General features: G+C 69.1%; 24 protein-coding genes. 15 read left to right on the plus strand and 9 right to left on the minus strand.

What is annotated here, in order from left to right; translation table 11 throughout:
* Positions 1-172 precede the first annotated feature (172 nt).
* Genes A9974_RS11120 through A9974_RS11130 form a run of 3 tightly spaced genes read right to left on the minus strand, consistent with a single transcriptional unit; the run spans position 173 to position 1994 of the window.
* On the minus strand, positions 173-862 hold the full coding sequence (locus tag A9974_RS11120; protein WP_183004149.1) for a DUF1345 domain-containing protein: 690 nt from the start codon (positions 860-862) through the stop codon (positions 173-175).
* Positions 863-894: 32 nt separating this feature from the next.
* A complete protein-coding gene (locus A9974_RS11125; RefSeq protein ID WP_183004150.1) occupies positions 895-1419 on the minus strand; it encodes a chromate transporter in 525 nt (174 codons plus the stop codon).
* Positions 1416-1994 (minus strand): chromate transporter, encoded by a 579-nt coding sequence (locus A9974_RS11130; RefSeq protein WP_183004151.1) that lies wholly within the window; start codon positions 1992-1994, stop codon positions 1416-1418. Before A9974_RS11130 ends, A9974_RS11125 begins: the two co-directional genes overlap by 4 nt.
* 87 nt (positions 1995-2081) lie before the next feature.
* On the opposite strand from A9974_RS11130, the gene A9974_RS11135 reads away from it, so the two are divergent.
* The 4 genes from A9974_RS11135 to A9974_RS11150 all read left to right on the plus strand — a co-directional run bounded on the left by A9974_RS11135 (position 2082) and on the right by A9974_RS11150 (position 4922).
* On the plus strand, positions 2082-3002 hold the full coding sequence (locus A9974_RS11135; RefSeq protein WP_183004152.1) for a LysR family transcriptional regulator: 921 nt from the start codon (positions 2082-2084) through the stop codon (positions 3000-3002).
* Between the two features lie 93 nt (positions 3003-3095).
* Entirely contained in the window at positions 3096-3899 is an 804-nt protein-coding gene (murI, locus tag A9974_RS11140; protein ID WP_183004153.1) for a glutamate racemase, read from the plus strand.
* Positions 3900-4056: 157 nt separating this feature from the next.
* The gene (locus A9974_RS11145) at positions 4057-4482 is read left to right on the plus strand and encodes a universal stress protein (protein WP_183004154.1); all 426 of its coding nucleotides are present in this window, start codon (positions 4057-4059) and stop codon (positions 4480-4482) included.
* Between the two features lie 11 nt (positions 4483-4493).
* Positions 4494-4922: a universal stress protein gene (locus A9974_RS11150; protein ID WP_183004155.1), complete on the plus strand. Its 429-nt coding sequence runs from the start codon at positions 4494-4496 to the stop codon at positions 4920-4922.
* Positions 4923-4937: 15 nt separating this feature from the next.
* Here A9974_RS11150 and A9974_RS11155 read toward each other — a convergent pair whose 3' ends face one another.
* From A9974_RS11155 to A9974_RS11165, 3 genes are read right to left on the minus strand one after another with little or no spacing between them, the layout of a single operon-like run.
* Entirely contained in the window at positions 4938-6329 is a 1392-nt protein-coding gene (locus A9974_RS11155; protein ID WP_183004156.1) for a sensor histidine kinase, read from the minus strand.
* Positions 6326-6988 (minus strand): response regulator transcription factor, encoded by a 663-nt coding sequence (locus A9974_RS11160; RefSeq protein WP_183004157.1) that lies wholly within the window; start codon positions 6986-6988, stop codon positions 6326-6328. Before A9974_RS11160 ends, A9974_RS11155 begins: the two co-directional genes overlap by 4 nt.
* The gene (locus A9974_RS11165; protein WP_183004158.1) at positions 6988-7335 is read right to left on the minus strand and encodes a PepSY domain-containing protein; all 348 of its coding nucleotides are present in this window, start codon (positions 7333-7335) and stop codon (positions 6988-6990) included. Before A9974_RS11165 ends, A9974_RS11160 begins: the two co-directional genes overlap by 1 nt.
* A gap of 198 nt (positions 7336-7533) precedes the next feature.
* Between A9974_RS11165 and A9974_RS11170 the strand changes: the two genes are divergently transcribed.
* The 6 genes from A9974_RS11170 (at position 7534) to A9974_RS11195 (ending at position 13888) form a co-directional block, all read left to right on the plus strand.
* On the plus strand, positions 7534-7872 hold the full coding sequence (locus tag A9974_RS11170; RefSeq protein ID WP_183004159.1) for a PepSY domain-containing protein: 339 nt from the start codon (positions 7534-7536) through the stop codon (positions 7870-7872).
* A 72-nt stretch (positions 7873-7944) separates the two neighbouring features.
* Positions 7945-9258, plus strand: a complete 1314-nt coding sequence (locus tag A9974_RS11175) for a sorbosone dehydrogenase family protein (RefSeq protein ID WP_183004160.1) — start codon at positions 7945-7947, stop codon at positions 9256-9258.
* 222 nt (positions 9259-9480) lie between these two features.
* Complete coding sequence (azu, locus tag A9974_RS11180; RefSeq protein WP_183004161.1) at positions 9481-9933, plus strand: azurin; 453 nt, start codon at positions 9481-9483, stop codon at positions 9931-9933.
* 103 nt (positions 9934-10036) lie between these two features.
* Positions 10037-10741, plus strand: coding sequence for an SDR family oxidoreductase (locus tag A9974_RS11185; protein ID WP_183004162.1), 705 nt, complete (start codon positions 10037-10039; stop codon positions 10739-10741).
* 173 nt (positions 10742-10914) lie between these two features.
* Positions 10915-12486: a DUF1800 family protein gene (locus A9974_RS11190; protein ID WP_183004163.1), complete on the plus strand. Its 1572-nt coding sequence runs from the start codon at positions 10915-10917 to the stop codon at positions 12484-12486.
* Between the two features lie 31 nt (positions 12487-12517).
* Entirely contained in the window at positions 12518-13888 is a 1371-nt protein-coding gene (locus A9974_RS11195; protein WP_183004164.1) for a DUF1501 domain-containing protein, read from the plus strand.
* 78 nt (positions 13889-13966) lie between these two features.
* On the opposite strand, the gene A9974_RS11200 is transcribed toward A9974_RS11195, so the two are convergent.
* Both A9974_RS11200 and A9974_RS11205 read right to left on the minus strand, forming a co-directional pair.
* Positions 13967-14938 (minus strand): tripartite tricarboxylate transporter substrate binding protein, encoded by a 972-nt coding sequence (locus A9974_RS11200; RefSeq protein WP_183004165.1) that lies wholly within the window; start codon positions 14936-14938, stop codon positions 13967-13969.
* A 187-nt stretch (positions 14939-15125) separates the two neighbouring features.
* A complete protein-coding gene (locus A9974_RS11205) occupies positions 15126-16256 on the minus strand; it encodes a 4-oxalomesaconate tautomerase (protein ID WP_183004166.1) in 1131 nt (376 codons plus the stop codon).
* 61 nt (positions 16257-16317) lie between these two features.
* On the opposite strand from A9974_RS11205, the gene A9974_RS11210 reads away from it, so the two are divergent.
* The 5 genes from A9974_RS11210 to A9974_RS11230 all read left to right on the plus strand — a co-directional run bounded on the left by A9974_RS11210 (position 16318) and on the right by A9974_RS11230 (position 19532).
* The gene (locus A9974_RS11210) at positions 16318-17244 is read left to right on the plus strand and encodes a LysR family transcriptional regulator (protein WP_183004167.1); all 927 of its coding nucleotides are present in this window, start codon (positions 16318-16320) and stop codon (positions 17242-17244) included.
* Positions 17245-17253: 9 nt separating this feature from the next.
* Entirely contained in the window at positions 17254-17715 is a 462-nt protein-coding gene (locus A9974_RS11215; RefSeq protein ID WP_183004168.1) for a GNAT family N-acetyltransferase, read from the plus strand.
* Between the two features lie 96 nt (positions 17716-17811).
* Positions 17812-18180 (plus strand): hypothetical protein, encoded by a 369-nt coding sequence (locus A9974_RS11220; protein ID WP_183004169.1) that lies wholly within the window; start codon positions 17812-17814, stop codon positions 18178-18180.
* Positions 18181-18202: 22 nt separating this feature from the next.
* Positions 18203-18715 carry an RNA polymerase sigma factor gene (locus tag A9974_RS11225; protein WP_183004170.1) on the plus strand — a complete coding sequence of 171 codons (513 nt, stop codon included), beginning with the start codon at positions 18203-18205 and terminating at the stop codon, positions 18713-18715.
* Position 18716: 1 nt separating this feature from the next.
* Positions 18717-19532 carry an anti-sigma factor gene (locus tag A9974_RS11230; RefSeq protein ID WP_183004171.1) on the plus strand — a complete coding sequence of 272 codons (816 nt, stop codon included), beginning with the start codon at positions 18717-18719 and terminating at the stop codon, positions 19530-19532.
* A gap of 54 nt (positions 19533-19586) precedes the next feature.
* On the opposite strand, the gene A9974_RS11235 is transcribed toward A9974_RS11230, so the two are convergent.
* Positions 19587-20021 carry a hypothetical protein gene (locus tag A9974_RS11235; protein WP_183004172.1) on the minus strand — a complete coding sequence of 145 codons (435 nt, stop codon included), beginning with the start codon at positions 20019-20021 and terminating at the stop codon, positions 19587-19589.
* Positions 20022-20277 lie beyond the last annotated feature (256 nt).

Genomic DNA, 20277 nt, shown 5'->3' on the forward strand with positions numbered 1-20277 from the left:
CGGCAGCGCCACGCCCGCCACCATGCGGGTGCGGGCCCAGCAGGTCGATGTCGGGCGCACGGCCGTGCTCTGGAGCAGTGTGGCGCTGTCCTGCCTGGTGATGCTGGCCCTGTGGACGGAGCTGCGGGCCAGCGGCGGCGCCGAAGGGGTGGTGGACCCGCCCGAGCCGTTTTTAGGCCCTGCCGGCCGCCACGTTCACGCTGATGGCGATGATGAAGACGTTGAAGAAAAACGCGATGACGCTGTGCACCAGCGCCGTGCGCCGCAGCCGGCGGCTGACGATCTGCACGTCGGATACCTGGAAGGTCATGCCCAGCACCAGGGAGAAATAGGCGAAGTCCCAGTAGTCCGGGTCTTCCTTGCCGGGGAAATCCAGGCCCTTGTGCATCGCGTTGCGGTGGCTGTAGTAGCCGTGCGCGTAATGCAGGGCGAAGATCATGTTCAGGTACAGCCACGACAGCACGATGCTGGCGGCCGCGGCGATTAGGTCCACCACCCCTTCGGCGCCGCCGCTGGCCCGCAGCTCCGTCCACAGGGCCAGCATCACCAGGCAGGACAGCGCCACACTGCTCCAGAGCACGGCCGTGCGCCCGACATCGACCTGCTGGGCCCGCACCCGCATGGTGGCGGGCGTGGCGCTGCCGAAGGCCGACGCGGTGAACAGCAGGAACACCAGCGCCGCCGCGTCGAACCCCAGCAGGCCGGCGCGGCTGGGCGACATGCCGGCCAGGTAGAGGCCGACCGTCACCGCGGCGAACAGCAGGCCGCACAGCACCAGGCGACGATGCGCGTGGAAAAAAGGCAAGCGGGCAACGGCGGCGGACGAAGCGTCGGACGTATCGTCCTTGACCGGCAGCGACATGGCGGGCTCCTGGCGTGGCAAGAGCCCTAACGCTAACCGATAGCCAGCAATCCCACCAGCGCGCCGCCGAACAGCAGCCACAGCGGATGGATGCGCGTCGCGCTGGCCAGCAGCGCCACCACCGCGGTGATGGCGCCCAGCAGCCAGGAATGCACCGACGCCTCGGTGATCAGGGCCGCGCTGGCGGCCACCAACCCTACCGTCATCGGGAAAATGCCCGCCTGGATCACGCCGCGCCAGGGCCGGTCCTTGAACCGTTCCCACAGCCCCAGCGCGATGACCGTAATGATCGAGGACGGGCCGAACTTGGCGATGGTGGTGACCAGCATCCCCATCCAGCCGGCCACGTGCCACCCCACCAGGGTGACGACCATCAGGTTGGGGCCGGGCGCGGCCTGACCCAAGGCGAACAGCGCGGAAAAGTCGGCCGCCGTCATCCAGCCGTGCACTTCCACGACCTGGCGCTGCATTTCGGGCAGGATGGTGTTGCCGCCGCCGAACGCCAGCACGGACAGCTGCGAAAAGATGATGGCCAGGGCGATCAGGGTCTGGATCATCGACGTTGCCTCCAGACCAGCAGGATGCTCAGCGGCGTGAGCACCGCCATGGTCGGCAAGAGCGGAATACGCAGCACGGCGATGGCGACGAAACACGCGGTGGCCACCAGGCCGGCCAGCCAGTCGCGCCGCTTGAGCACCGGCACGCCGATCTTGACCGCCATGGAAATCAACAGGCCCGCGGCGGCCGCGGCCAGGCCGGCGAACAGGTGTTGAATGTGCGGATCGTTCTGGAAACGGTCATAGACCATGCCCAGCAGCACCACGATGGCCGAGGGCGCCAGGATCAGACCCATCAGCGCGGCGAAGGCGCCGCGCGGCCCGCGGAACTTCATGCCCAGGGCCACCGACAGGTTGATGATGTTGCCGCCCGGCAGGAACTGGCACAGGCCCAGCAGATCGGTGAATTCGGCCCCGGATAGCCAGCGGTGTTTTTCCACGACCATGCGCCGCGCCAGGGGCAGCGCGCCGCCGAAGGCCGTCAGGCCCAGCATGAGAAAGCCGTAGAACAGTTGCCCACAGGTGGGCGGCGGCCGCAGGGCGGCGTCAGGGGGGGTAGTCGATGCTGCGTTCATGATCTTCTGGATGAATAGACCGCAGCCTACTCTTGGCCTCAGATAATGTCTAATATATGAATTGATAAATACTGATATCAGCTACATATGGCATCCGTCGACCTGCGGCTTCTGCGTTACTTCCTGGCCGTCGCCGAGGAATCCCACCTGACCCGCGCGGCTGCCCGGCTAGGCATCCGCCAGCCCCCGCTGAGCCAGCAGATCCGCGTACTGGAGCAGGAGCTGGGCGTCACGCTGTTCCACCGCCTGCCGCGCGGCATGGAGCTGACCGAAAGCGGCCGCGCGCTGCTGGCGGACGCGCGCAGCATCCTGGCGCTGGTGGACCAGGCGGTGGACGGTGTGCGCCGCGTGTCGCTGGGCGAAGCCGGCCGGCTGACCGTGGGCTTCACGGGGTCGGCCGCTTTCCATCCGTTCGTGCCATCGGTGATCCGGCGCTTTCGCGAAAGCGCGCCGCAGGTGCGGCTGGTGCTGGAGGAAAGCAGCACCGGCGAACTGATGGAGGCCGTGCGCGACGGCCGGGTGGACGTGGCCTTCATCCGCGGCGCCCATGGCGCGGACCCCGGCGTGGCGGTCGAGACCGTGCTGGAAGAAAACATGCTGGCCGCCTTTCCCGCCGACCATCCGATGGTCAAGGGGCGCGCGCGCAAGCGTATCGCGCTGTCGGAACTGGCCGAGGAATCCCTGATCCTGTACCGGCGCCACAGCGGCCCGGGGCTGTACGACGCCATCATCAGGGCCTGCGGCGCGGCCGGCTTCAGCCCGCGCGTGGCGCAGGAAGCGCCGCGCATGCTGTCCACGCTGAGCCTGGTGGCGGCAGGCCTGGGCGTGTCGCTGGTACCGGCCTCGCTGCGGCGGGTCAACATCGAAGGCGTGGTGTACGTGAACGTGACCGGCCCGCTGGAACTGCGCGCGCCGCTCACGCTGATCTGGCGCGACGCGCCGCTGTCCGGCGCGATCCGCCGGCTGATCGAAGAGGCGCGGGCGCACCGCGACACGCCCGAGCCCTGACGGGGCCCGCATCGCCGTGTTCCGCCGGGCTGGCCAGTGGGCGGGGGCCGGCGGCGCTACACTTGGCGGCACCTCTGTTTTCCCCCTATTCCAATGCCTGCCCCACAACCCATAGGCGTGTATGACTCCGGCGTCGGCGGACTGAGCGTGCTGCGCGCCATCCGCGACGCGCTGCCGCAGGAAGACTTGCTGTACGTGGCAGACGCCGCCCACGTGCCTTACGGCGAAAAGACCCAGGAATACGTGCAGCAACGGGCGCTGGCCATCGCCGACTACTACGTGTCGCGCCAGGCCAAGGCCATGGTGGTAGCGTGCAACACGGCCACCACCGCCGCCATCGCTCTGCTGCGCGCGCGCCATCCCGACCTGATCATCATCGGCGTGGAGCCGGCCATCAAGCCCGCCGCCCACCTGACGCGCAGCGGCGTGATCGGCGTGTTCGCCACCACCGGCACGCTGGCCAGCGCCAAGTTCGCCGCGCTGGTGCAACGCGAGGCGCCCGAAATCCGCATCCTGCTGCGGCCCTGCCCCGAATGGGTACTGCTGGTCGAGCAAGGCGAAACGGCCGGCGCCGCCGTGGCGCGCGCGGTGGCCGGGCCGGTGCGCGAGCTGCTGGACCAGGGCGCCGACACGCTGGTGCTGGGCTGCACGCATTTCCCGTTCTTGAGCAACGAGATCGCCGCCGTGGCAGGTACCGCCGTGCCGCAACTGGAAACCGGCGGCCCCGTGGCGCGCCGGTTGCGCCACCAGCTGCAGGAACGCGGCCTGCTGAACACGGACGGCGTGGGCGCGATTGCGCTGGAAACCACCGGCGACGCCGCCACGCTGGCGCGCCTGGGCGAGCAGTTGCTGGGCCTACCGGCCCAGGCCGCGCAGACGCCCGCGCGCTGGCGCTGAACCGGCGCCGGCACGGGCATTTGATCCCGCGCACCCCACGCGGCGGAATAATTCCTTAAAGTAGACCTGCCGTGCGCCGACAAGGGCGCGGCAATCCGGGGCCCCGGCGCCAACGCCGCGGGCGACAGCGCCCCGCCCCGCAACCCAGGAGACGCCGATGAAACGCATTCTGATCCCCGTGGACGGCTCGACGCACGCCGTGCATGCCGTGCGCGCCCTGTTGCAGGCGCGCCGCTACGACCCCGTCGAGCGCGTCGAGCTCTTGTCCGTGCAGATTCCCTTACAGGCCGGCAAGATCGGCCGCGGCCTGTCGCAAACCGACATCGACGCTTATCACCACGAGGAAGGCGCGGCCGCGCTACGCGAAGCCAGCGCGTTGCTGGCCGCCGACGGCGTGTCCTACGGCGAGCGCGTCGAGATCGGCGCGATTGCCGATACCATCGTGCGCGTGGCCGGCGAGATCGATGCCGACGAGATCTACATGGGCACGCGCGGACTGGGTTCCGTAGCGTCGCTGTTCATGGGCTCGGTCGCCACCCGCGTGCTGCGCCTGGCGTCGCTGCCCGTCACCCTGGTCAAGTAAAGGAGCCCGCCATGCTGAACATCCTGGTCCCGGTCGACGGTTCCGATGACGCCAACCGCGCCGTGCTGCACGCGCGCCAGCTCACCCAAGGCACGCAGGGCGCGCGCATCCACCTGCTCAATATCCAGACGCCGCCGCAAGGCCGCGCCGGCCTGTCGCGCCTGGTCACGCAGGACATGATCGACGAATACTACATGCGCGAAGGCCAGGAGGCCGCCGACGAAGCGCGCAAGCTGCTGGACGTCACGGGCACCGACTACACCAGCCACGTCGAATTCGGCAATCCGGCGGTCGAGATCGCGTCCTATGCGCAACAGCACCAATGCGAACGCATTGTCATGGGCACGCGCGGCCTGGGCGCCTTCGCGGGGATGCTGGTCGGTTCGGTGGCCAATCAGGTGGTGCAGCTGGCCGAGGTGCCCGTGACGCTGGTGAAATAGGCGTCCGGGCCCGCGCTACGCGGGCCGCGCCAGCGCGGGCAGTGTCAGCGTCACGCGCAGGCCGCCCAGCGGCGCCTGCTCCGCGCGCACATCGCCGCCATAGGTGCGCGCCAGGTCGCGCACGATGTCCAGGCCCAGGCCCGAGCCGGGGCGTTGCTCGTCCATGCGCACGCCGCGCTCGAACACGCGTTCGCGCTCGCCCTCGGCGATGCCCGGGCCGTCGTCGTCGATCTCGATGCGCAGCTGGTCCGGCGGCACGGCGCCCGCGCTGATGCGCACGCGCCCCGCCGCCCACTTGCAGGCGTTGTCCAGCAGATTGCCCACCATTTCCTGCAGGTCCTGCTCTTCGCCGCGAAAGACCAGTCCGTCCGGAAAACCGGCCAGGTCCAGGTCGAGCTCGCGCGCGGCGTACAGGCGCCGCATGACCCGCAGCAATGCTTCGACCGGCGGGCGCAGCGGCGTGCGCCCGCCCTCGGTGCCCGAAGCCGCCGCGGCCCGCGCCCGCGCCAGGTGGTAGTCGATCTGGCGCTGCGCCAGCGCCGTCTGTTCGCGCGCCAGCCGGGCCAGGGCGCTGTCTTCTTGGACAGCGGCGTTGGCCAGGATGGTCAGCGGCGTCTTCACCGCATGCGCCAGGTTGCCGGCCTGCGTGCGGGCGCGCTGCACGATGTCGGCGTTCACGGCCAGCACGCGGTTGAAATCGTCGACCAGGGGTTGGATTTCGCTGGGAAAACGGCCGTCGATGCGCGCGCTGTTGCCGCCCTGCTGCGCGGCGAGCTGCCGGCGCAGGCGTCCCAGCGGACGCAGCCCGACCGCCACCTGCACCACCGCGGCCGCGACCAGCCCGGCGGCCAGCGCGCCCAGCGACAGCAGCAGCATGTGATTGAAGCGCTCGATCGGCTCGGCCAGCACCTGGCGGTCGGCGGCGACGATCAGGCGCAGCGTGGCCGCGTCGGCATCCTCGGGCTTGAGCGTGCGCGTCAGCGCGGTCAGGCCGTGACCTTCGGGACCGGGGATGTCATAGGCGCCATCCGCGCTGTCGGCCGCGGGCACCGCCAGCACCTGGTCCCATAGCGAACGCGAGCGCGCCACGCCGGCCACGGCGACACGGCCCTGGTCGTCCAGCCGGTCGATCTGCCAGTACAGGCCGGACAGCGGCTGCTCCAGGCGCGGATCGCTCAGGGGCGGCGTCACCCCGGGGCGGCCGTCGGGTGCGACGCTGACCGCGGCGGTCAGCTGGTTCAGGTGCAGCGCCAGCTCGGCGCGCAGTTGTTCGGTGATGTGCTGGCGGAACAGGCTGCCCAGCCCCCAGCCCGCCAGCACGATGGTCACGGCGATCCAGGCCAGGGTGCCGGCCAGCAGCCGCCAGCGCAGCGACCCCGGCGTACGCGCGGCGCCTGGGGCGTTCATGCGCCGCCTGCCAGCCGGTAGCCCAGTCCGCGCACGGTTTCGATCGTGTCCGGCGGCAGCTTCTTGCGCAGCCGGCCGATGAAGACTTCGATGGTGTTGGAATCGCGGTCGTGGTCCTGCGCGTAGATGTGCTCGGTCAGTTCGCTGCGCGAGACCACTTCGCCCGCGCGCTGCATCAGCACCGCCAGCACCTTGAATTCGTGGCTGGTCAGGTTCAGCGCCTGGCCGTCGACGGTGGCCTTGGCCTGGCGCGTGTCCAGCATCAGCGGGCCACAGCGCCACTGCGCGCTGGCGTGGCCGCTGGACCGGCGCAGCAGCGCGCGCACGCGGGCCAGCAGCTCTTCCATATGAAAGGGCTTGGTGAGGTAGTCGTCGGCGCCCGCGTCGATACCCGCGACCTTCTCGTGCCAGTTGGCGCGGGCGGTCAGGATCAGCACCGGCATGCCGCGCCCGGTGGCGCGCCACTGCTTGAGCACCGTCAGCCCGTCCATTACGGGCAGGCCCAGGTCCAGCACGACCACATCGTAGGTTTCGACCTCGCCCAGGTAGTGGGCGGTGCCGCCGTCCGCCGCGGTGTCGACCGTATAGCCGGCCTGGCCCAGCGCCTGCGCCAGTTGCGCCGCCAGGGTGGGTTCGTCTTCGACTACCAGGATGCGCATCAGCGTTTGTTCCGGAACTGGATATCGCGGCCCTTGATGCCCAGCACGGAGCCGTCGCGCGCGTCGATCTTCAGCTTGACCAGGTTGCCGCCGGGCTGCAACAAGCGGATCTCGTACAGGAAGAGGCCGTCGTCTTCCTCGAACTCCACTTTCACGACCTGGCCAGGATAGTCGCGTTCGACGATATCCAGCACCGAACGCAGCGGCAGCACCTTGCCGGCCTGCAAGGCCTGGCGGGCTTGGTCGTGATCACTGTCGCCGGCGTGGCCGGCGCCCGGCCCGAAGGCCAGCGCCACGGCCAGCGCGCCGCCCGACAGCCAGAGTGCGATGCGCTTGCCTGCGGTCATTGGGGGGTCCGTGGTGAGTGGCGTCCAGGATAACGCGGGACGCCGGGGAAAAACAGCTTCGAAGCCGCGCCTCATTTATACCCAACGAAGGATGAACGGCAGGTGAACGGCGGCTTCAGAAAGAGTTCATAGGCTCCCCCGAATAATGCATGCATGGCCGGACCGAAGGCCATATTCCAACCGATTAGGAGCTCCCCCATGACCACGACCATCAAGCCCGCGATCCGCAATACTCTGGCCGCTTTCGCCGTGGGCGCCGCCACGTTGGCCAGCGCCGCGGCCTCTGCGCAGGCCGCCCCGCAACCGGCCGCTGCACCCGCCGCGCCGGTGGCCGCCCAGGCCGCCCCCGCGCAAATCCTGACCGTGCGCCAGATCTACGACACGCTGACCACGGCCGGCTACCGCAACATCACCGAGATCGAGCTGGAGCATCACCGCGGCTACGACGTCAAGGCCGACGATCCGCAGGGCCAGCGCGTGAAGCTGCGGGTGGATGCGCAGACGGGCGCGGTGCTGCGCAGCCGCATCAAGGATTGATCTGTCGCGGCCTGCCAAGCCGCGTCGTATGATGGGCTTTCGCGGTGACCGCGCCGCGCCTGGAGCCGCATCATGCGAATTCGAACCCTGCTGCCGGCGGCCCTGGCGGCCGTCAGCACGCTCGCCGCCTGCGGCGAGGTCGCCAAATTGCCGGTCGAGGCCGGCATGGGCCCGCGCCCCGAACTGCCCGCGCCCAATGTCACCCTGATCCCCACCGTCAACACCGCCAAGGCGGTGGGCTGGGCCGACGGCACGCAGCCGGCACCCGCCAGCGGACTGGCCGTGACGGCCTATGCCCGCGACCTGGATCATCCGCGCTGGATCTACGTACTGCCCAACGGCGATGTGCTGGTGGCCGAAACCAATGCGCCGCCCAAGCCGGAAGACGCACCGGGCGGACTGAAGAACTGGGCCGCCGGCATCGTCATGAAGCGCGCCGGCGCGCGCACGGCCAGCGCCAACCGCATCACGCTGCTGCGGGGCCTGGGCGCGGACGGCGCGGCGCAAAGCCGCAGCGTGTTGCTCGACGGCCTGAATTCGCCCTTCGGCATGGCGCTGGTGGGCGACCAGCTGTACGTGGCGAACGCCGACGCCGTGGTGCGCTTTCCGTATCAACCCGGCCAGACCCGCATCACCGCCCCTGGCGTCAAGGTCACCGACCTGCCCGCCGGCATCAACCACCACTGGACCAAGAACCTGATCGCCAGCCTCGACGGCAGCAAGCTCTACGCCTCGGTGGGCTCGAACAGCAACGTCGCGGAAAACGGCATGGCGGCCGAGGAAGGCCGCGCGGCCATCTGGGAGATCGACGTGACCACGGGCGCCAAGCGCCTGTACGCCAGCGGCTTGCGCAATCCGGTCGGTATGGCCTGGGCGCCCGATGGCAAGACACTGTGGACCGCCGTGAACGAACGCGACGAGCTGGGCAGCGACCTGGTGCCCGACTACATGACGTCGGTGCAAGACGGCGGCTTCTACGGCTGGCCGTACAGCTATTTCGGCCAGCACGTCGATACGCGGGTCAAGCCGCCGCGCCCGGACCTGGTGGCAAAGGCCATCGTGCCCGACTATGCACTGGGGCCGCATACCGCATCGCTGGGACTGGCCTGGTCGGGCGGCTCGAAGCTGGCCCCGTTCACGCACGGCATGTTCGTCGGGCAGCATGGATCCTGGAACCGCGATCCTCGCAGCGGCTACAAGGTCATCTACGTGCCCTTCACCGGCAACCGTCCCGATGGCGCGGCCCAGGACGTGCTGACCGGGTTCCTGGATGCCGGCGGCCAGGCGCAGGGGCGGCCGGTGGGCGTGGCGGTGGACAGCCAGGGCGCGTTGCTGGTGGCCGATGACGTGGGCAACGTGATCTGGCGGGTCAGCGGCAAGCCCTAGGGCCGTCGCATTCGAGGCAGGCCGGTATCGTCCTGGCTCCGCGGGCGTTCCACTTTCAGACCGATTCTCGCCAATTGGCTCGCGCTTGCTTGCGTTGCGTCAAACCCGGCGTAGGTCGCCCGGACCGATTTGGCGTAGAGTGGAACGACAATAGCCGCAATGCCTGCCCGGCTCCGTCCGGCGGGCTTGCGTTTCCCCCCTAGCCACCTGGAGGCATCAAACATGCTGTTGAAGAATCTGTGCGCCGCGGCCGTCCTGGCCCTGGTTTCTGCCCCCGCGCTGGCCGCCGATTGCTCGATCGAAATCGCCGGCACCGACCAGATGCAGTTCGACAAGAAGGAAATCACGGTCAGCAAGAGCTGCAAGCAGTTCACCGTGAAGCTCACGCACCCGGGCAAGCTGCCCAAGACCGCCATGGGCCACAACTGGGTGCTGACCAAGCAGGCCGACATGCAAGGCGCCGTGAACGACGGCATGGCCGCCGGCCTGGACAACGACTACGTCAAGAAAGACGACGCCCGCGTCATCGCCCACACCAAGGTCATCGGCGGCGGCGAAACCGATTCGGTCACGTTCGACGTCAGCAAGCTGGCCGCCGGCCAGGACTACGCCTACTTCTGCTCGTTCCCCGGCCACTTCGCGCTGATGAAGGGCGTGCTCAAGCTGGTCGACTGATCACCCCTGCCGGGTCTTGCGGGAATCTCCGCTGGATTGCCCGCAAGCCCGCCGTGCACGCCCCTACAATGGCCGTTTCCTGGACACCCTTGGGGGCACACGCATGAGCACGGATAAAGTGGCAATCATCACCGCCGGCGGTAGCGGCATGGGCGCGGCGGCGGCGCGCAAACTGGCGGCCGACGGCTTCCGCGTGGCCATCCTGTCCTCGTCCGGCAAGGGCGAAGCGCTGGCGGCCGAACTGGGCGGCCTGGGCGTGACCGGTTCGAACCGGTCCCCCGAAGACCTGGCCCGCCTGGTGGACGCCACCCTGCAGCAATGGGGCCGCGTCGATGCCGTGGTCAACAGCGCCGGCCATGGCCCCAAGGGACCGCTGCTGGAAATCAGCGACGACGACTGGCACCTGGGCATGGAGTACTACCTGCTGAACGTGGTGCGCATCGCGCGCCTGGTGGCCCCCGTGATGAAAAGCCAGAAGGCCGGCGCCATCGTCAATATCTCGACCTACGCCACCTTTGAACCCGAAGCCCTGTTCCCGACGTCGGGCGTGTTCCGCGCCGGCCTGGCCGCGTTCACCAAGGTGTTCTCGGACGAATATGCCGAACACAACGTACGCATGAACAACGTGCTGCCCGGCTTCATCGACAGCTTGCCCGAAAAGGAAGACCGCCGCGCGCGCATCCCGATGGGCCGCTACGGCACCGCCGAGGAAGTGGCCGACCTGATCGCGTTCCTGGCCTCCGACGCCTCTTCGTACATCACCGGGCAGAACATCCGCATCGACGGCGGCATCACGCGTTCGGTCTGACACGCCTCGCCCCCCGGCCGCCGTCATCGCGCTCGGCCAGCACCTGGCCGTGACCGCGGCCGGCCGGCGCCTCTCATGCGAACGGATTAATCCCCTCCTCCGAATGGTGGTCTTGAAGCGCCCCAGGCGCTTCGGTACCGTAGGTTTTCGCATTCGAACCCGGGGCTTTTCGCATGTCCGCGCCGCCGTCCGGGGCCGCGCCTGCCGCCGCCTCCGCATCCTCCCCGTCCGCCCGGCCCACGCCCGGCCAGGCATCGCGCTTTCTGGCGCAGGCCACCTTCGGCCCGACCCCGGACGCCATCGACGCGGTCGTGCGCGATGGCTACGCCGCGTGGCTGGATGCCCAGCTGGACCTGCCGCCGTCGCAGAGCCATTTCGACTGGCTGCTGCAACAGGGCAAGAACACCGAGGCCTACAAGGGCAACGGCATCAACGCGCCGCTGGAATCGACGCTGTGGCGCAAGTTCATCAGCGCCGAAGACCAGGTGCGAACGCGCGTCGCCTTCTCGTTGTCCGAGATCTTCGTGGTGGGCGTGGCGTCCATCACCGCCAACTGGCCGCTGTTCGGCGCCGCCGGTTTCATGGACCTGCTGGCCGAGCATGCGCTGGGCAACTACCAGGCCCTGCTCACCGCCGTGACGCGCAATCTGTCGATGGGCTGCATGCTGACCTATCGCGGCAACCGCAAGGAAGACCCCAAGACCGGCCGCCACCCCGACGAGAACTACGCCCGCGAGGTGATGCAGCTATTCAGCATCGGCCTGGTCGAGCTGAATCCGGACGGCACCGCCAGGATGGTGAACGGCGCACCGATCGAAACCTACAGCAACGCCGACGTGCAGGGGCTGGCCAAGGTGTTTACCGGCTGGGACCTGGACGGCCCGGAAAGCGACGTGCAGTTCCACCGCCGCCCAATGGCGCTCAATGGCAGCCTGCATTCACTGGCGGAAAAGCGCTTCCTGGGCGCGGTGATTCCGCCCGGCACCGATGGCTATCTGTCGCTGCGCCGCGCCATGGAGGTGATCAGCGCCCACCCCAACGTGGGGCCGTTCATCGGCACCCAGCTGATCCAGCGGCTGGTGACCAGCAACCCCAGCCCGGCCTACGTCGGACGGGTAGCGGCGGCGTTCAATGACGACGGCCAGGGCGTGCGCGGCAACCTGCGGGCGGTGGTGCGTGCGATCTTGCTGGACGAGGAGGCCCGCCATCCCGACCTGGCCGCGCCCGAGTGGGGCAAGGTACGCGAGCCGATCCTGCGTTTCTCGGGTTGGGCCCGGGCGTTCGGCGCCACGTCCAACACCGGCGCCTGGGCCATGCCCGACACCACCGACAACACGATCCGCCTGGCGCAAAGCCCGATGCGGTCGGCCAGCGTGTTCAATTTCTTCCGGCCGCGTTATAGCCCGCCGGTGACCGAACTGGCGCGGCGCGGGCTGGTGGCGCCGGAACTGCAGATCACCGATGAAACCAGCATCGCGGGCTACCTGAATTTCCTGGCGATCTACGTCGACCGCGGCTGGGAAGACCTGCAAACGGATTACGCCGCCGAGATCCCGCTGGCCCGGGACCCCGCCGCGCTGGTGGCGCGAGTGGCGTTACTGCTGGCCGGTGATGCTTTCAGCGACAGCACGGCCAACACCATCGCCCAGGCGGTCGCTACCCTGCCGCCCGAGCGGCCGCGCGACCGCGTGCGCGCCGCGATCATGCTGGTGGCGGCCAGCCCTGAATACCTGGTGCAGAAATGAAGCGTGACCGCCTCGAATTTCGGATACAGCAATGAAACCCGGCCGCCGCGAATTCCTGCTGCGTGCCTGCGCCCTGGGCGCCAGCCATGCCGCCGCGCCGCTGGCGCTGAACCTGGCCGCGCTGGGTGCGGCTGCGGCGCAGTCCGCGCCCGCCGACTACAAGGCGCTGGTGTGCGTGTTCCTGTATGGCGGCAATGACCCATTCAACACCCTGGTGCCCTATGACGCTGCGGCCTATCGCGCCTATGCCGCGGCCCGCAGCGATATTGCCTTGCCTCGCGCAGCGCTGCAGGCCACCGCGCTGCGCGGACGCACCCCCGCGGACAACGGCGCGCAGTTCGCGCTGGCGCCTTCGCTGGCACCGCTGGCGCCCCTGTTCGAGCGCGGCGAGATGGCGGTGGCGCTGAACGTGGGGCCGCTGGTCGTGCCCACGACCAAGGCCGACTACATCGGCGCGCGCGTGCCGCTGCCGCCCAAGTTGTTTTCGCATAACGACCAGCAATCGTACTGGCAGGCGCTGGCGCCGGAAGGCGCGTCGTCGGGCTGGGCAGGACGGCTGACCGATCTATATGCGGACATCAACGCGCAGCGCAGCTTCACCGGCATCACGGCGGGCGGCAGCACGGTGCTGCTGGCGGGCCGTCACGTGGCCGGCTACCGGGTCGGCGTCAATGGTTCGACCCGTATCGATCTGCTGACGCGCGACTTGTACGGCAGCAGCGCCTGCACCGCGCTGCTGCGCCAGTTGATCACGCAGCCGCGCGAACACCTGATGGAACGCGAGATGTCATGCATCGCCGCGCAATCGATCGATGCCGATACGCGCCTGCGCGCGGCGCTGTCCGGCGTGGCGGTGCCGGGCGACTTTGGCTCGCCGCTGGCGCAGCAATTGAAGATCGTGGCGCGCATCATCGCGGCACGCCAGGCGCTGGGTGCGCGGCGCCAGGTGTTCTTCGTATCGCAGAACGGCTATGACAACCACACGGGCCTGAACGACACGCACCCAGCCCTGCTGCGCGAGCTGGGCCAGGCGCTGGCGGCGTTCCAGGGCGCGCTGGCCGGGCTGGGCGTGGCGCGGCAGGTCACCACCTTCACCGCGTCGGAATTCGGCCGCACGCTGGGATCGAACGGCAATGGCTCGGACCATGGCTGGGGCGCGCACCATTTTGTGCTGGGCGGCGCGGTGCGCGGCGGGCGCTACGTCGGATCGCATCCCGAGGTCGCGCTGGACGGGCCCGGCTTCGTCGACAACGGCCGCCTGCTGCCGAAACTGGCCGTGGAACAGCTGGGCGCGGCGCTGGGCAGCTGGTTCGGCGCGAGCCAGGACGACCTGAATCTGGTGTTTCCGAACCTGCGGCACTTCGATGCCGCGCCGCTGGCGCTGTTCGACGCGGCAACCTAGCGCAGCGGCGCTGTGGCGCGGGCGCCCGCTGCATCAAGGGGCGTCCCTGACGGCGTGGGCCGCCCGGCGCATCTGGCGTTACAGCGCGGCGTGGATCGAGGTGGCCAGGCGCTTCCACTTGACCGCCTCGTCACGCACAAACGCAGCCAATTCGTCCGGCGTGCTGGTGCGCACCTCCGCCCCCTGCTCGTCGATCTTGCGCACGACCGCCGGGTCGTTCAGCGCGCCGTTCAACGCGGTATTCAGCTTGGCCACCACCTCGGGTTTGGCATTGGCCGGCGCGAACACCGCGTACCACTGCGCCACGTCCACGCCCTGCACGCCCAGTTCGGCCAGCGTCGGTATGTCGGGCAGCACCTTGGCGCGGCGCGCGCCCGCCACGCCCAGCGCGACGATCTTGCCCGATTTCAGATGCGGATAGGCGCTGAACAGGCTGGGAAACATCACCTGGGTCACGCCGGCCAAGGTGTCGGTCATGGCGGGCGCCGAGCCCTTGTAGGGAATCTCCAGCATGGCCGCGCCGGTCGCCCGGTTGAACAGTTCGCCCGCCACCGCCGGCGCCGTGCCGGGGCCCGCCGACGCATAGCTCAGGCCGTCCGGATGAGCCTGGCCGTACTTGATCAGGCCGGGCACGTCCTGCACGCCGATGCCGCTGTTCACCACCATCAGCGTGGGGGAATCGGCCACCATGCCGATGGCGGTGAAGTCGCGCACCGGGTCGTAGTTGAGCTTTTGCAGCGCGGGATTGATGCCGTGCGTGCCGATGTAGCCCAGCATCAGCGTGTAGCCATCGGCCGGCTGGCGGGCCACGTAGTCGGCGGCGATGGCGCCCTGCGCGCCGGGCTTGTTGACCACGATGATGGTCTGGCCCAGCAGTTCACCCATCTTCTGCCCGATCACGCGGGCCAGCGTGTCGTTGCCGCCGCCGGCGGCGGTGGGCACCACCATGGTGATGGCGCGGTCGGGAAATTGGGCCTGGGCCGACTGGCCGCCCAGGGCCAGGCACAGCGCGGCGGCGCCAAGCATGCTGCTACGGATGGGAAATGCCATGTTGAGTCTCCTGATGATGATGTGGACGGTCTCTGTGAACCGTTGTCTGTCCTGCGGGCGCCGGCAGGCCGGCGCCATTTTTTCTGCACACCCGGACCCTGCTGGCAGCGGATCCTGCACCGGATGCCGGGTGTAGCCGATATGGCCGCCAGGGCCTGTTCACACTAGAAGGCGCCTCGCACAGGCCCTAGGCCGCTACCGCCATAGGTGCCGCCTGCACGCCCTGAACCGCCTGTTGCGGCGCCGATTGCGGCAGGTACAGCACCCCTTTCATGATCTTGCGGGCGGTGCGCACCAGCCCGGCGGCGGCGACCTCGCCGCTGCGTTCGTCCAGTTTCACGTCGATATTCATGCCGCCGGATGGATGCGCGACGCGCACGCTGCGGTAACCGGCCCGCGGCGCGGGGCCGCCGCAGTCATGCGCCACCGTGCCCGGCATCAGGAACGCCGCGGCCACGCCCACCGCGCCGGTCGCGGCGTGGGCGCGGTGGCAGGCGTGCGGCGTGAAATAACGCGAGCGCAGCGACAACTGCGACGCATCCTCGCCCGGCGCCAGCAGCACCGGCTTCGGGATGACGCTGTCCGAGACATCGCCCAGGCCCATGCGCGCCCCGGCTTCGCGGCGGATGCGTTCCAGGCGCGCCAGCAGCGCGGCATTGCCATCCAATTCGGCCGGCGATTCGTCGCCGCGCAAGCCAAAGTCCGCGGCGCGCATCAACACCATCGGCATGGCGGCGTCGATCAGCGTGACGGCGATGCCGTCCACGACTTCCTGGCGCAGGCCGGTGGGAAACAGGCGGCCGGTGACGGCGCCCCAGGCGTCCAGGAAATTCAGCCGCACCGGCGCGGCGGCGCCCGGCACGCCGTCGATGCGCACATCGCCTTCGTAGGTCAGGCGCCGGCCCGGGGTCTGCACCACGGCTTCGATGATGGCGCCGGTGTTGACGTTGTGCACCCGTACCGAGGTCTCGCCGTCGGCCGCGGCGATCAGGCCCTCGTCGATGGCGAACGGCGCGGCGCCCGACAGCATGTTGCCGCAGTTGGGCCGGGTGTCGACGCTGGCGCGGTCCACCGACACCTGGGCGAACAGGTAGTCGATATCGCAGCCGGGCCGGGTCGAGCGCGACACGATCGCGACCTTGCTGGTCAGCGTGTTGCCGCCGCCCAGGCCGTCGACCTGCAAGGCGTGGGGCGAGCCCATGGCGGCCAGCAGCAACCGGTCGCGCTCGGCGGGGTCGGCGGGCAGCCAATCGCCCAGGAAGAAGGGGCCGCGGGAGGTGCCGCCGCGCATCAGTACACAAGGGATGATCGTTTCCATGCCGTGCATTCTGCGACGGCGCGGCTATTATTTGAATTGCAACTTACGGATGGATTAATGCATGGCACGCATCAATTTCGATTTACAGGAACTGCAGGCCTTCGTCGCCGTGGCCGAACGCGCCAGTTTCCGCGCCGCGGCCGAGGACTTGAACCTGTCACAGCCGGCGCTGAGCCGCCGCATAGAAAAGCTGGAAGACCTGCTGGGTGCCCGGCTGCTGGAACGCACCACCCGCCGTGTGTCGCTCACGCACGTGGGCCGCATCTTCCTGGAGCGGGCACGCGGCGCCATCGACGAACTGGAACGTGCCGTGCTCAGCATCGGCGACCTGGCGGCGCAGCGCGGCGGCCTGGTCACCGTGGCCTGCGTGCCCTCGGTGGCCTATTACTTCCTGCCGTCCATCATCCGCGACTACGCCGAGCGCTTTCCCCGCATCCGCGTGCGCATCATCGACGAAACCGCGCATACCGTGCTCAACAGCGTCGTCACCGGCCGGGCCGACTTCGGCATCAGCTTTTTCGGCACCCAGGAGCCCGACGTGGACTTCAAGGCCGTGCTGCGCGAAGACTTCGTGCTGGCGGTGCGCCGCGACCATCCGCTGGCGGCCCGCCGCAGCGTGTCCTGGGAAGAACTGTCGGGCGAACGCTTCATGACGGTGGCCAAGGAAAGCGGCAACCGCCTGTTGATCGACGACGCCCTGGCCAAGAGCGGCAAGCGCACCGTCAGCGCCTTCGAGGTCAGCCATGTCATGACCCTGCTGGGCCTGGTCGAGGCCGGCCTGGGCGTGGCCGCCGTGCCGCAGCTGGCCATGCCGCCCGCTGGCCACGCCACCCTGGCCGGCGTCAAACTCGAACATCCGCGCGTCACCCGCAGCCTGGGCCTGATCTCGCGCCGTGGCCGCCCCCTGGCGCCGGCGGCCCAACAGCTCTATAACTTGATCCACCAGGCTGGCAAGAGCGCCAAGCGTGGTCCCGCCAAGCAACCCTGAAGCCGCCCCATGAGCCCCCATTCCCTGGCATTGCAGCCCGCCACCGAAGACGACCTGCCCTTCCTGATGTCGCTGCGCCGCGCAACGATGACCGAACACCTGGCCCGCGCCGGCGCCCCGCAAGACGACGAGCACCACCTGGCGCGCATTCGCTACGGTTTCGAGGGCGCCCAGATCGTCTGGCTGCACGGCCGCCCGGCGGGCTTGTTCAAGACCCTGCGCGAGGCGTCCAGCTGGCGCGTCGTGCAAATCCAGATCGACCCGGCCTACCAGGGCCAGGGCCTGGGCCGGCGGCTGCTCGCCGGCCTCCTGCGGCAGGCGGACCAGGAAGCCGTCCCGGTCACCTTGTCCGTCCTGCAAGGCAACCCCGCCCGCCGGCTGTACGAGTCGCTGGGCTTTCGCGCCGTCAAGGAGGGCGGCCTGGAAACCGAAATGCGCTACGAACCCGGTCCGCCACCGGCGGCCGCCTGACCCCTCGCGGATTTTTTTTGCGCCGGGCGGAATATCGCCGCCCCGGCCGGCGTCTGTAGAGGGCAGTCCCCCACTTTCCTATCGACGAGGCACGACATGCGCAATCAAATCGCCGCAGCTTTGGTTCTTACTTCCGCCGCCCTGTTCTCGGCCGGCGCCCACGCCCAGGCCGTCAAGACCCAGGACGGCGTGCTGGTCAACAGTGCCGGCATGACCCTGTACACCTTCGACAAGGACGCAGGCGGCAAAAGCGCCTGCAACGACCAGTGCGCCAAGATCTGGCCCCCGGTCACCGCCGCCGCCGACGCCAAGGCGTCCGGCGACCTGACCGTCATCACCCGCGATGACGGCTCCAAGCAATGGGCCTACAAGGGCAAGCCGCTCTACCTGTTCTCCAAGGATGCCAAGGCCGGCGACAAGACGGGCGACAACTTCAAGGACGTCTGGCACACCGTCAAGCCCTGATCAGGACGCGCCGCAACAGACCATGCGCGCCGAAGACGAAGCATCGATCCTGGCCTGCATCCCCAGCCTGCGGCGCTACGCCCGCGGGCTGACGGGCGACCCCCACCGGGCGGACGACCTGGTGCAGGACACCCTGGAGCGTGCCTGGAGCCGCTACTCGCGCTGGCAGCGGCGCGGCGAACTGCGGGCCTGGATGTTCGGCATCATGCATAACCATTTCATCGACGGCGTGCGCGCCCACCACCGGCAGGCCGAACAGGCCGGCACGGGCGACCTGCCCGACGTGCCGGTGCGCGCCACGCAAACCGACCACCTGGAGGTGCGCGACCTGGATCGTTGCCTGCAAGGCCTGCCGGCCGAGCAGCGCGAAGTGCTGCTGCTGGTCTGCGTGGAAGACCTGTCCTATCAGGAAACCGCCCAGGTGCTGGGCGTGCCCATGGGCACGGTCATGTCGCGCCTGTCGCGCGCCCGTGAACGGCTGGGCGCCCTGATGCAAGGCCAGGAACCCGCCAGCCGGCTCCATCGCGTGAAATGACATGAACGACAAACGCCTCCACCCCGTTCCCGCCGCCGGCCACCCCATCACCGAAGCCGACCTGCACGGCTACGCCGACGGCCAGCTGCCGCCCGGCCGCCACGCTGAAGTCGACGCCTACCTGGCCGCCCACCCGCAAGACCTGGCCCGCGTCCAGACCTGGCAGGCCCAGCGCCGCGCCCTGCACGCCCTGCTCGACCCGGTCCTGGACGAACCCCTGCCCCTGCGCCTGCCGCTGGCCCCGCCCACCCGCCAGATTCCCTGGCGCGCCCTGGCCGCCGGCATCGCCATCGCCGCCATCAGTGCCAGCGCCGCCTGGCTGACCCGCGGTGCCCTGGACGCCCGCCACCTGCAATCCATCCTGGCCACCGCCAGCCCCGACCGCGCCGCCGGCGGCTACGCCCAACGCGCCGCCATCGCCCACGCCGTCTACGCCCCCGACATGGGCCGCCCCGTGGAAGTCAGCGGCGACAACGAAAAAGCCCTGGTCACCTGGCTCACCAAACGCCTGGGCGCCCCCGTGCGCGCCCCCAACCTGTCCCACGCCGGCTACGAACTCGTCGGCGGCCGCCTCCTGCCCGGCGGCGCCGGCCCCGTCGCCCTCTTCATGTACGGCGCCCCCGACGGCCAACGCCTGACCCTCTACGTCACCCGCGAAGCCACCAACGGCCAAACCGCCTTCCAATTCACCCAGGAAGGCCAAGTCCGCGTCTTCTACTGGGCCGAAGGCCAATTCGGCTACGCCTTGTCAGGCGCGGTCAGCCGAGACGAACTCCAGAGAATCTCGCAAGAGGTCTACAACCAGCTGCAAGGCTAGAGCGTGTCATGAACATGGCCGGGGAACGGCTATCGCAAGGGTATGGAAGCAGCCTCAACACAAGCCCTGATCGCGATACTCACCCGGTGCGCCCAGCACGGCGCAGAACTTGCGGCTTTCACCGGAATAGGTGTGCGTGGCGTGGATGGTCAGCGTGGCACCGGCCAGCCCCACCTTCTTCGGATTGCAAGACCAGAAGCCGCTGGAGATTTCGTCATACGACGTCCTGTCGACGAGGCGCGGCGGTTGCCCGGGCGGCTTCTTTCCGGCTGCCGTAGTGGCCAGCCACTCGATCCAGACACGGCAGCTCACATGCTCGAAGCCCACGTTCTCCAAGACCACCCGGTAGGTGCCCTGCCCGTCGCCGGACCGCCAACTTCCGCCCGTCAGCGTCCCCAGGATCTCCGCTTGATCGGCGTCACTCTCCGCGGCGCAAGGAGCGACCACCAGGAACGAAAGGCTCAGCAACGCTACTGCAAGAGTTTTCATGGTTCGGATTGCCTGTCGAGAATCGGCGCGAAAAAATCGATGGACGGCGCGGCCGCGTGCTACCCGGCCCCGGCATGTGCTGTCAATCCGAACGTCGCCAAGACCAAGCATGTCGTGGTCTCGGCGTAACGATAGCCTGAGCCTGGCAAATACGACGAAGTGCAGCCCGGCCCAGTTCATAACACGCCCCAGGCAAAAGCGCGAGACCCAACCCACGCGCGCAGCGCCCACCGCCCCAACGCCCCACCCCCCCCGC

The organism is Achromobacter sp. UMC71, from assembly GCF_014170305.1.
In the GTDB taxonomy this organism is placed as follows: domain Bacteria; phylum Pseudomonadota; class Gammaproteobacteria; order Burkholderiales; family Burkholderiaceae_B; genus Achromobacter.

Coding starts and splice junctions, on each gene's coding strand:
- A9974_RS11120 (WP_183004149.1), bottom strand. CDS start 862: ATGTCGCTGCCGGTCAAGGACGATACGTCCGACGCTTCGTCCGCCGCC.
- A9974_RS11205 (WP_183004166.1), bottom strand. CDS start 16,256: ATGGAAACGATCATCCCTTGTGTACTGATGCGCGGCGGCACCTCCCGC.
- A9974_RS11160 (WP_183004157.1), bottom strand. CDS start 6,988: ATGCGCATCCTGGTAGTCGAAGACGAACCCACCCTGGCGGCGCAACTG.
- murI (WP_183004153.1), top strand. CDS start 3,096: ATGCCTGCCCCACAACCCATAGGCGTGTATGACTCCGGCGTCGGCGGA.
- A9974_RS11130 (WP_183004151.1), bottom strand. CDS start 1,994: ATGAACGCAGCATCGACTACCCCCCCTGACGCCGCCCTGCGGCCGCCG.
- A9974_RS11220 (WP_183004169.1), top strand. CDS start 17,812: ATGCGCAATCAAATCGCCGCAGCTTTGGTTCTTACTTCCGCCGCCCTG.
- A9974_RS11155 (WP_183004156.1), bottom strand. CDS start 6,329: ATGAACGCCCCAGGCGCCGCGCGTACGCCGGGGTCGCTGCGCTGGCGG.
- A9974_RS11175 (WP_183004160.1), top strand. CDS start 7,945: ATGCGAATTCGAACCCTGCTGCCGGCGGCCCTGGCGGCCGTCAGCACG.
- A9974_RS11215 (WP_183004168.1), top strand. CDS start 17,254: ATGAGCCCCCATTCCCTGGCATTGCAGCCCGCCACCGAAGACGACCTG.
- A9974_RS11145 (WP_183004154.1), top strand. CDS start 4,057: ATGAAACGCATTCTGATCCCCGTGGACGGCTCGACGCACGCCGTGCAT.
- A9974_RS11225 (WP_183004170.1), top strand. CDS start 18,203: ATGCGCGCCGAAGACGAAGCATCGATCCTGGCCTGCATCCCCAGCCTG.
- A9974_RS11210 (WP_183004167.1), top strand. CDS start 16,318: ATGGCACGCATCAATTTCGATTTACAGGAACTGCAGGCCTTCGTCGCC.
- A9974_RS11230 (WP_183004171.1), top strand. CDS start 18,717: ATGAACGACAAACGCCTCCACCCCGTTCCCGCCGCCGGCCACCCCATC.
- A9974_RS11185 (WP_183004162.1), top strand. CDS start 10,037: ATGAGCACGGATAAAGTGGCAATCATCACCGCCGGCGGTAGCGGCATG.
- A9974_RS11195 (WP_183004164.1), top strand. CDS start 12,518: ATGAAACCCGGCCGCCGCGAATTCCTGCTGCGTGCCTGCGCCCTGGGC.
- A9974_RS11235 (WP_183004172.1), bottom strand. CDS start 20,021: ATGAAAACTCTTGCAGTAGCGTTGCTGAGCCTTTCGTTCCTGGTGGTC.
- A9974_RS11200 (WP_183004165.1), bottom strand. CDS start 14,938: ATGGCATTTCCCATCCGTAGCAGCATGCTTGGCGCCGCCGCGCTGTGC.
- A9974_RS11135 (WP_183004152.1), top strand. CDS start 2,082: ATGGCATCCGTCGACCTGCGGCTTCTGCGTTACTTCCTGGCCGTCGCC.
- A9974_RS11170 (WP_183004159.1), top strand. CDS start 7,534: ATGACCACGACCATCAAGCCCGCGATCCGCAATACTCTGGCCGCTTTC.
- azu (WP_183004161.1), top strand. CDS start 9,481: ATGCTGTTGAAGAATCTGTGCGCCGCGGCCGTCCTGGCCCTGGTTTCT.
- A9974_RS11190 (WP_183004163.1), top strand. CDS start 10,915: ATGTCCGCGCCGCCGTCCGGGGCCGCGCCTGCCGCCGCCTCCGCATCC.
- A9974_RS11150 (WP_183004155.1), top strand. CDS start 4,494: ATGCTGAACATCCTGGTCCCGGTCGACGGTTCCGATGACGCCAACCGC.
- A9974_RS11165 (WP_183004158.1), bottom strand. CDS start 7,335: ATGACCGCAGGCAAGCGCATCGCACTCTGGCTGTCGGGCGGCGCGCTG.
- A9974_RS11125 (WP_183004150.1), bottom strand. CDS start 1,419: ATGATCCAGACCCTGATCGCCCTGGCCATCATCTTTTCGCAGCTGTCC.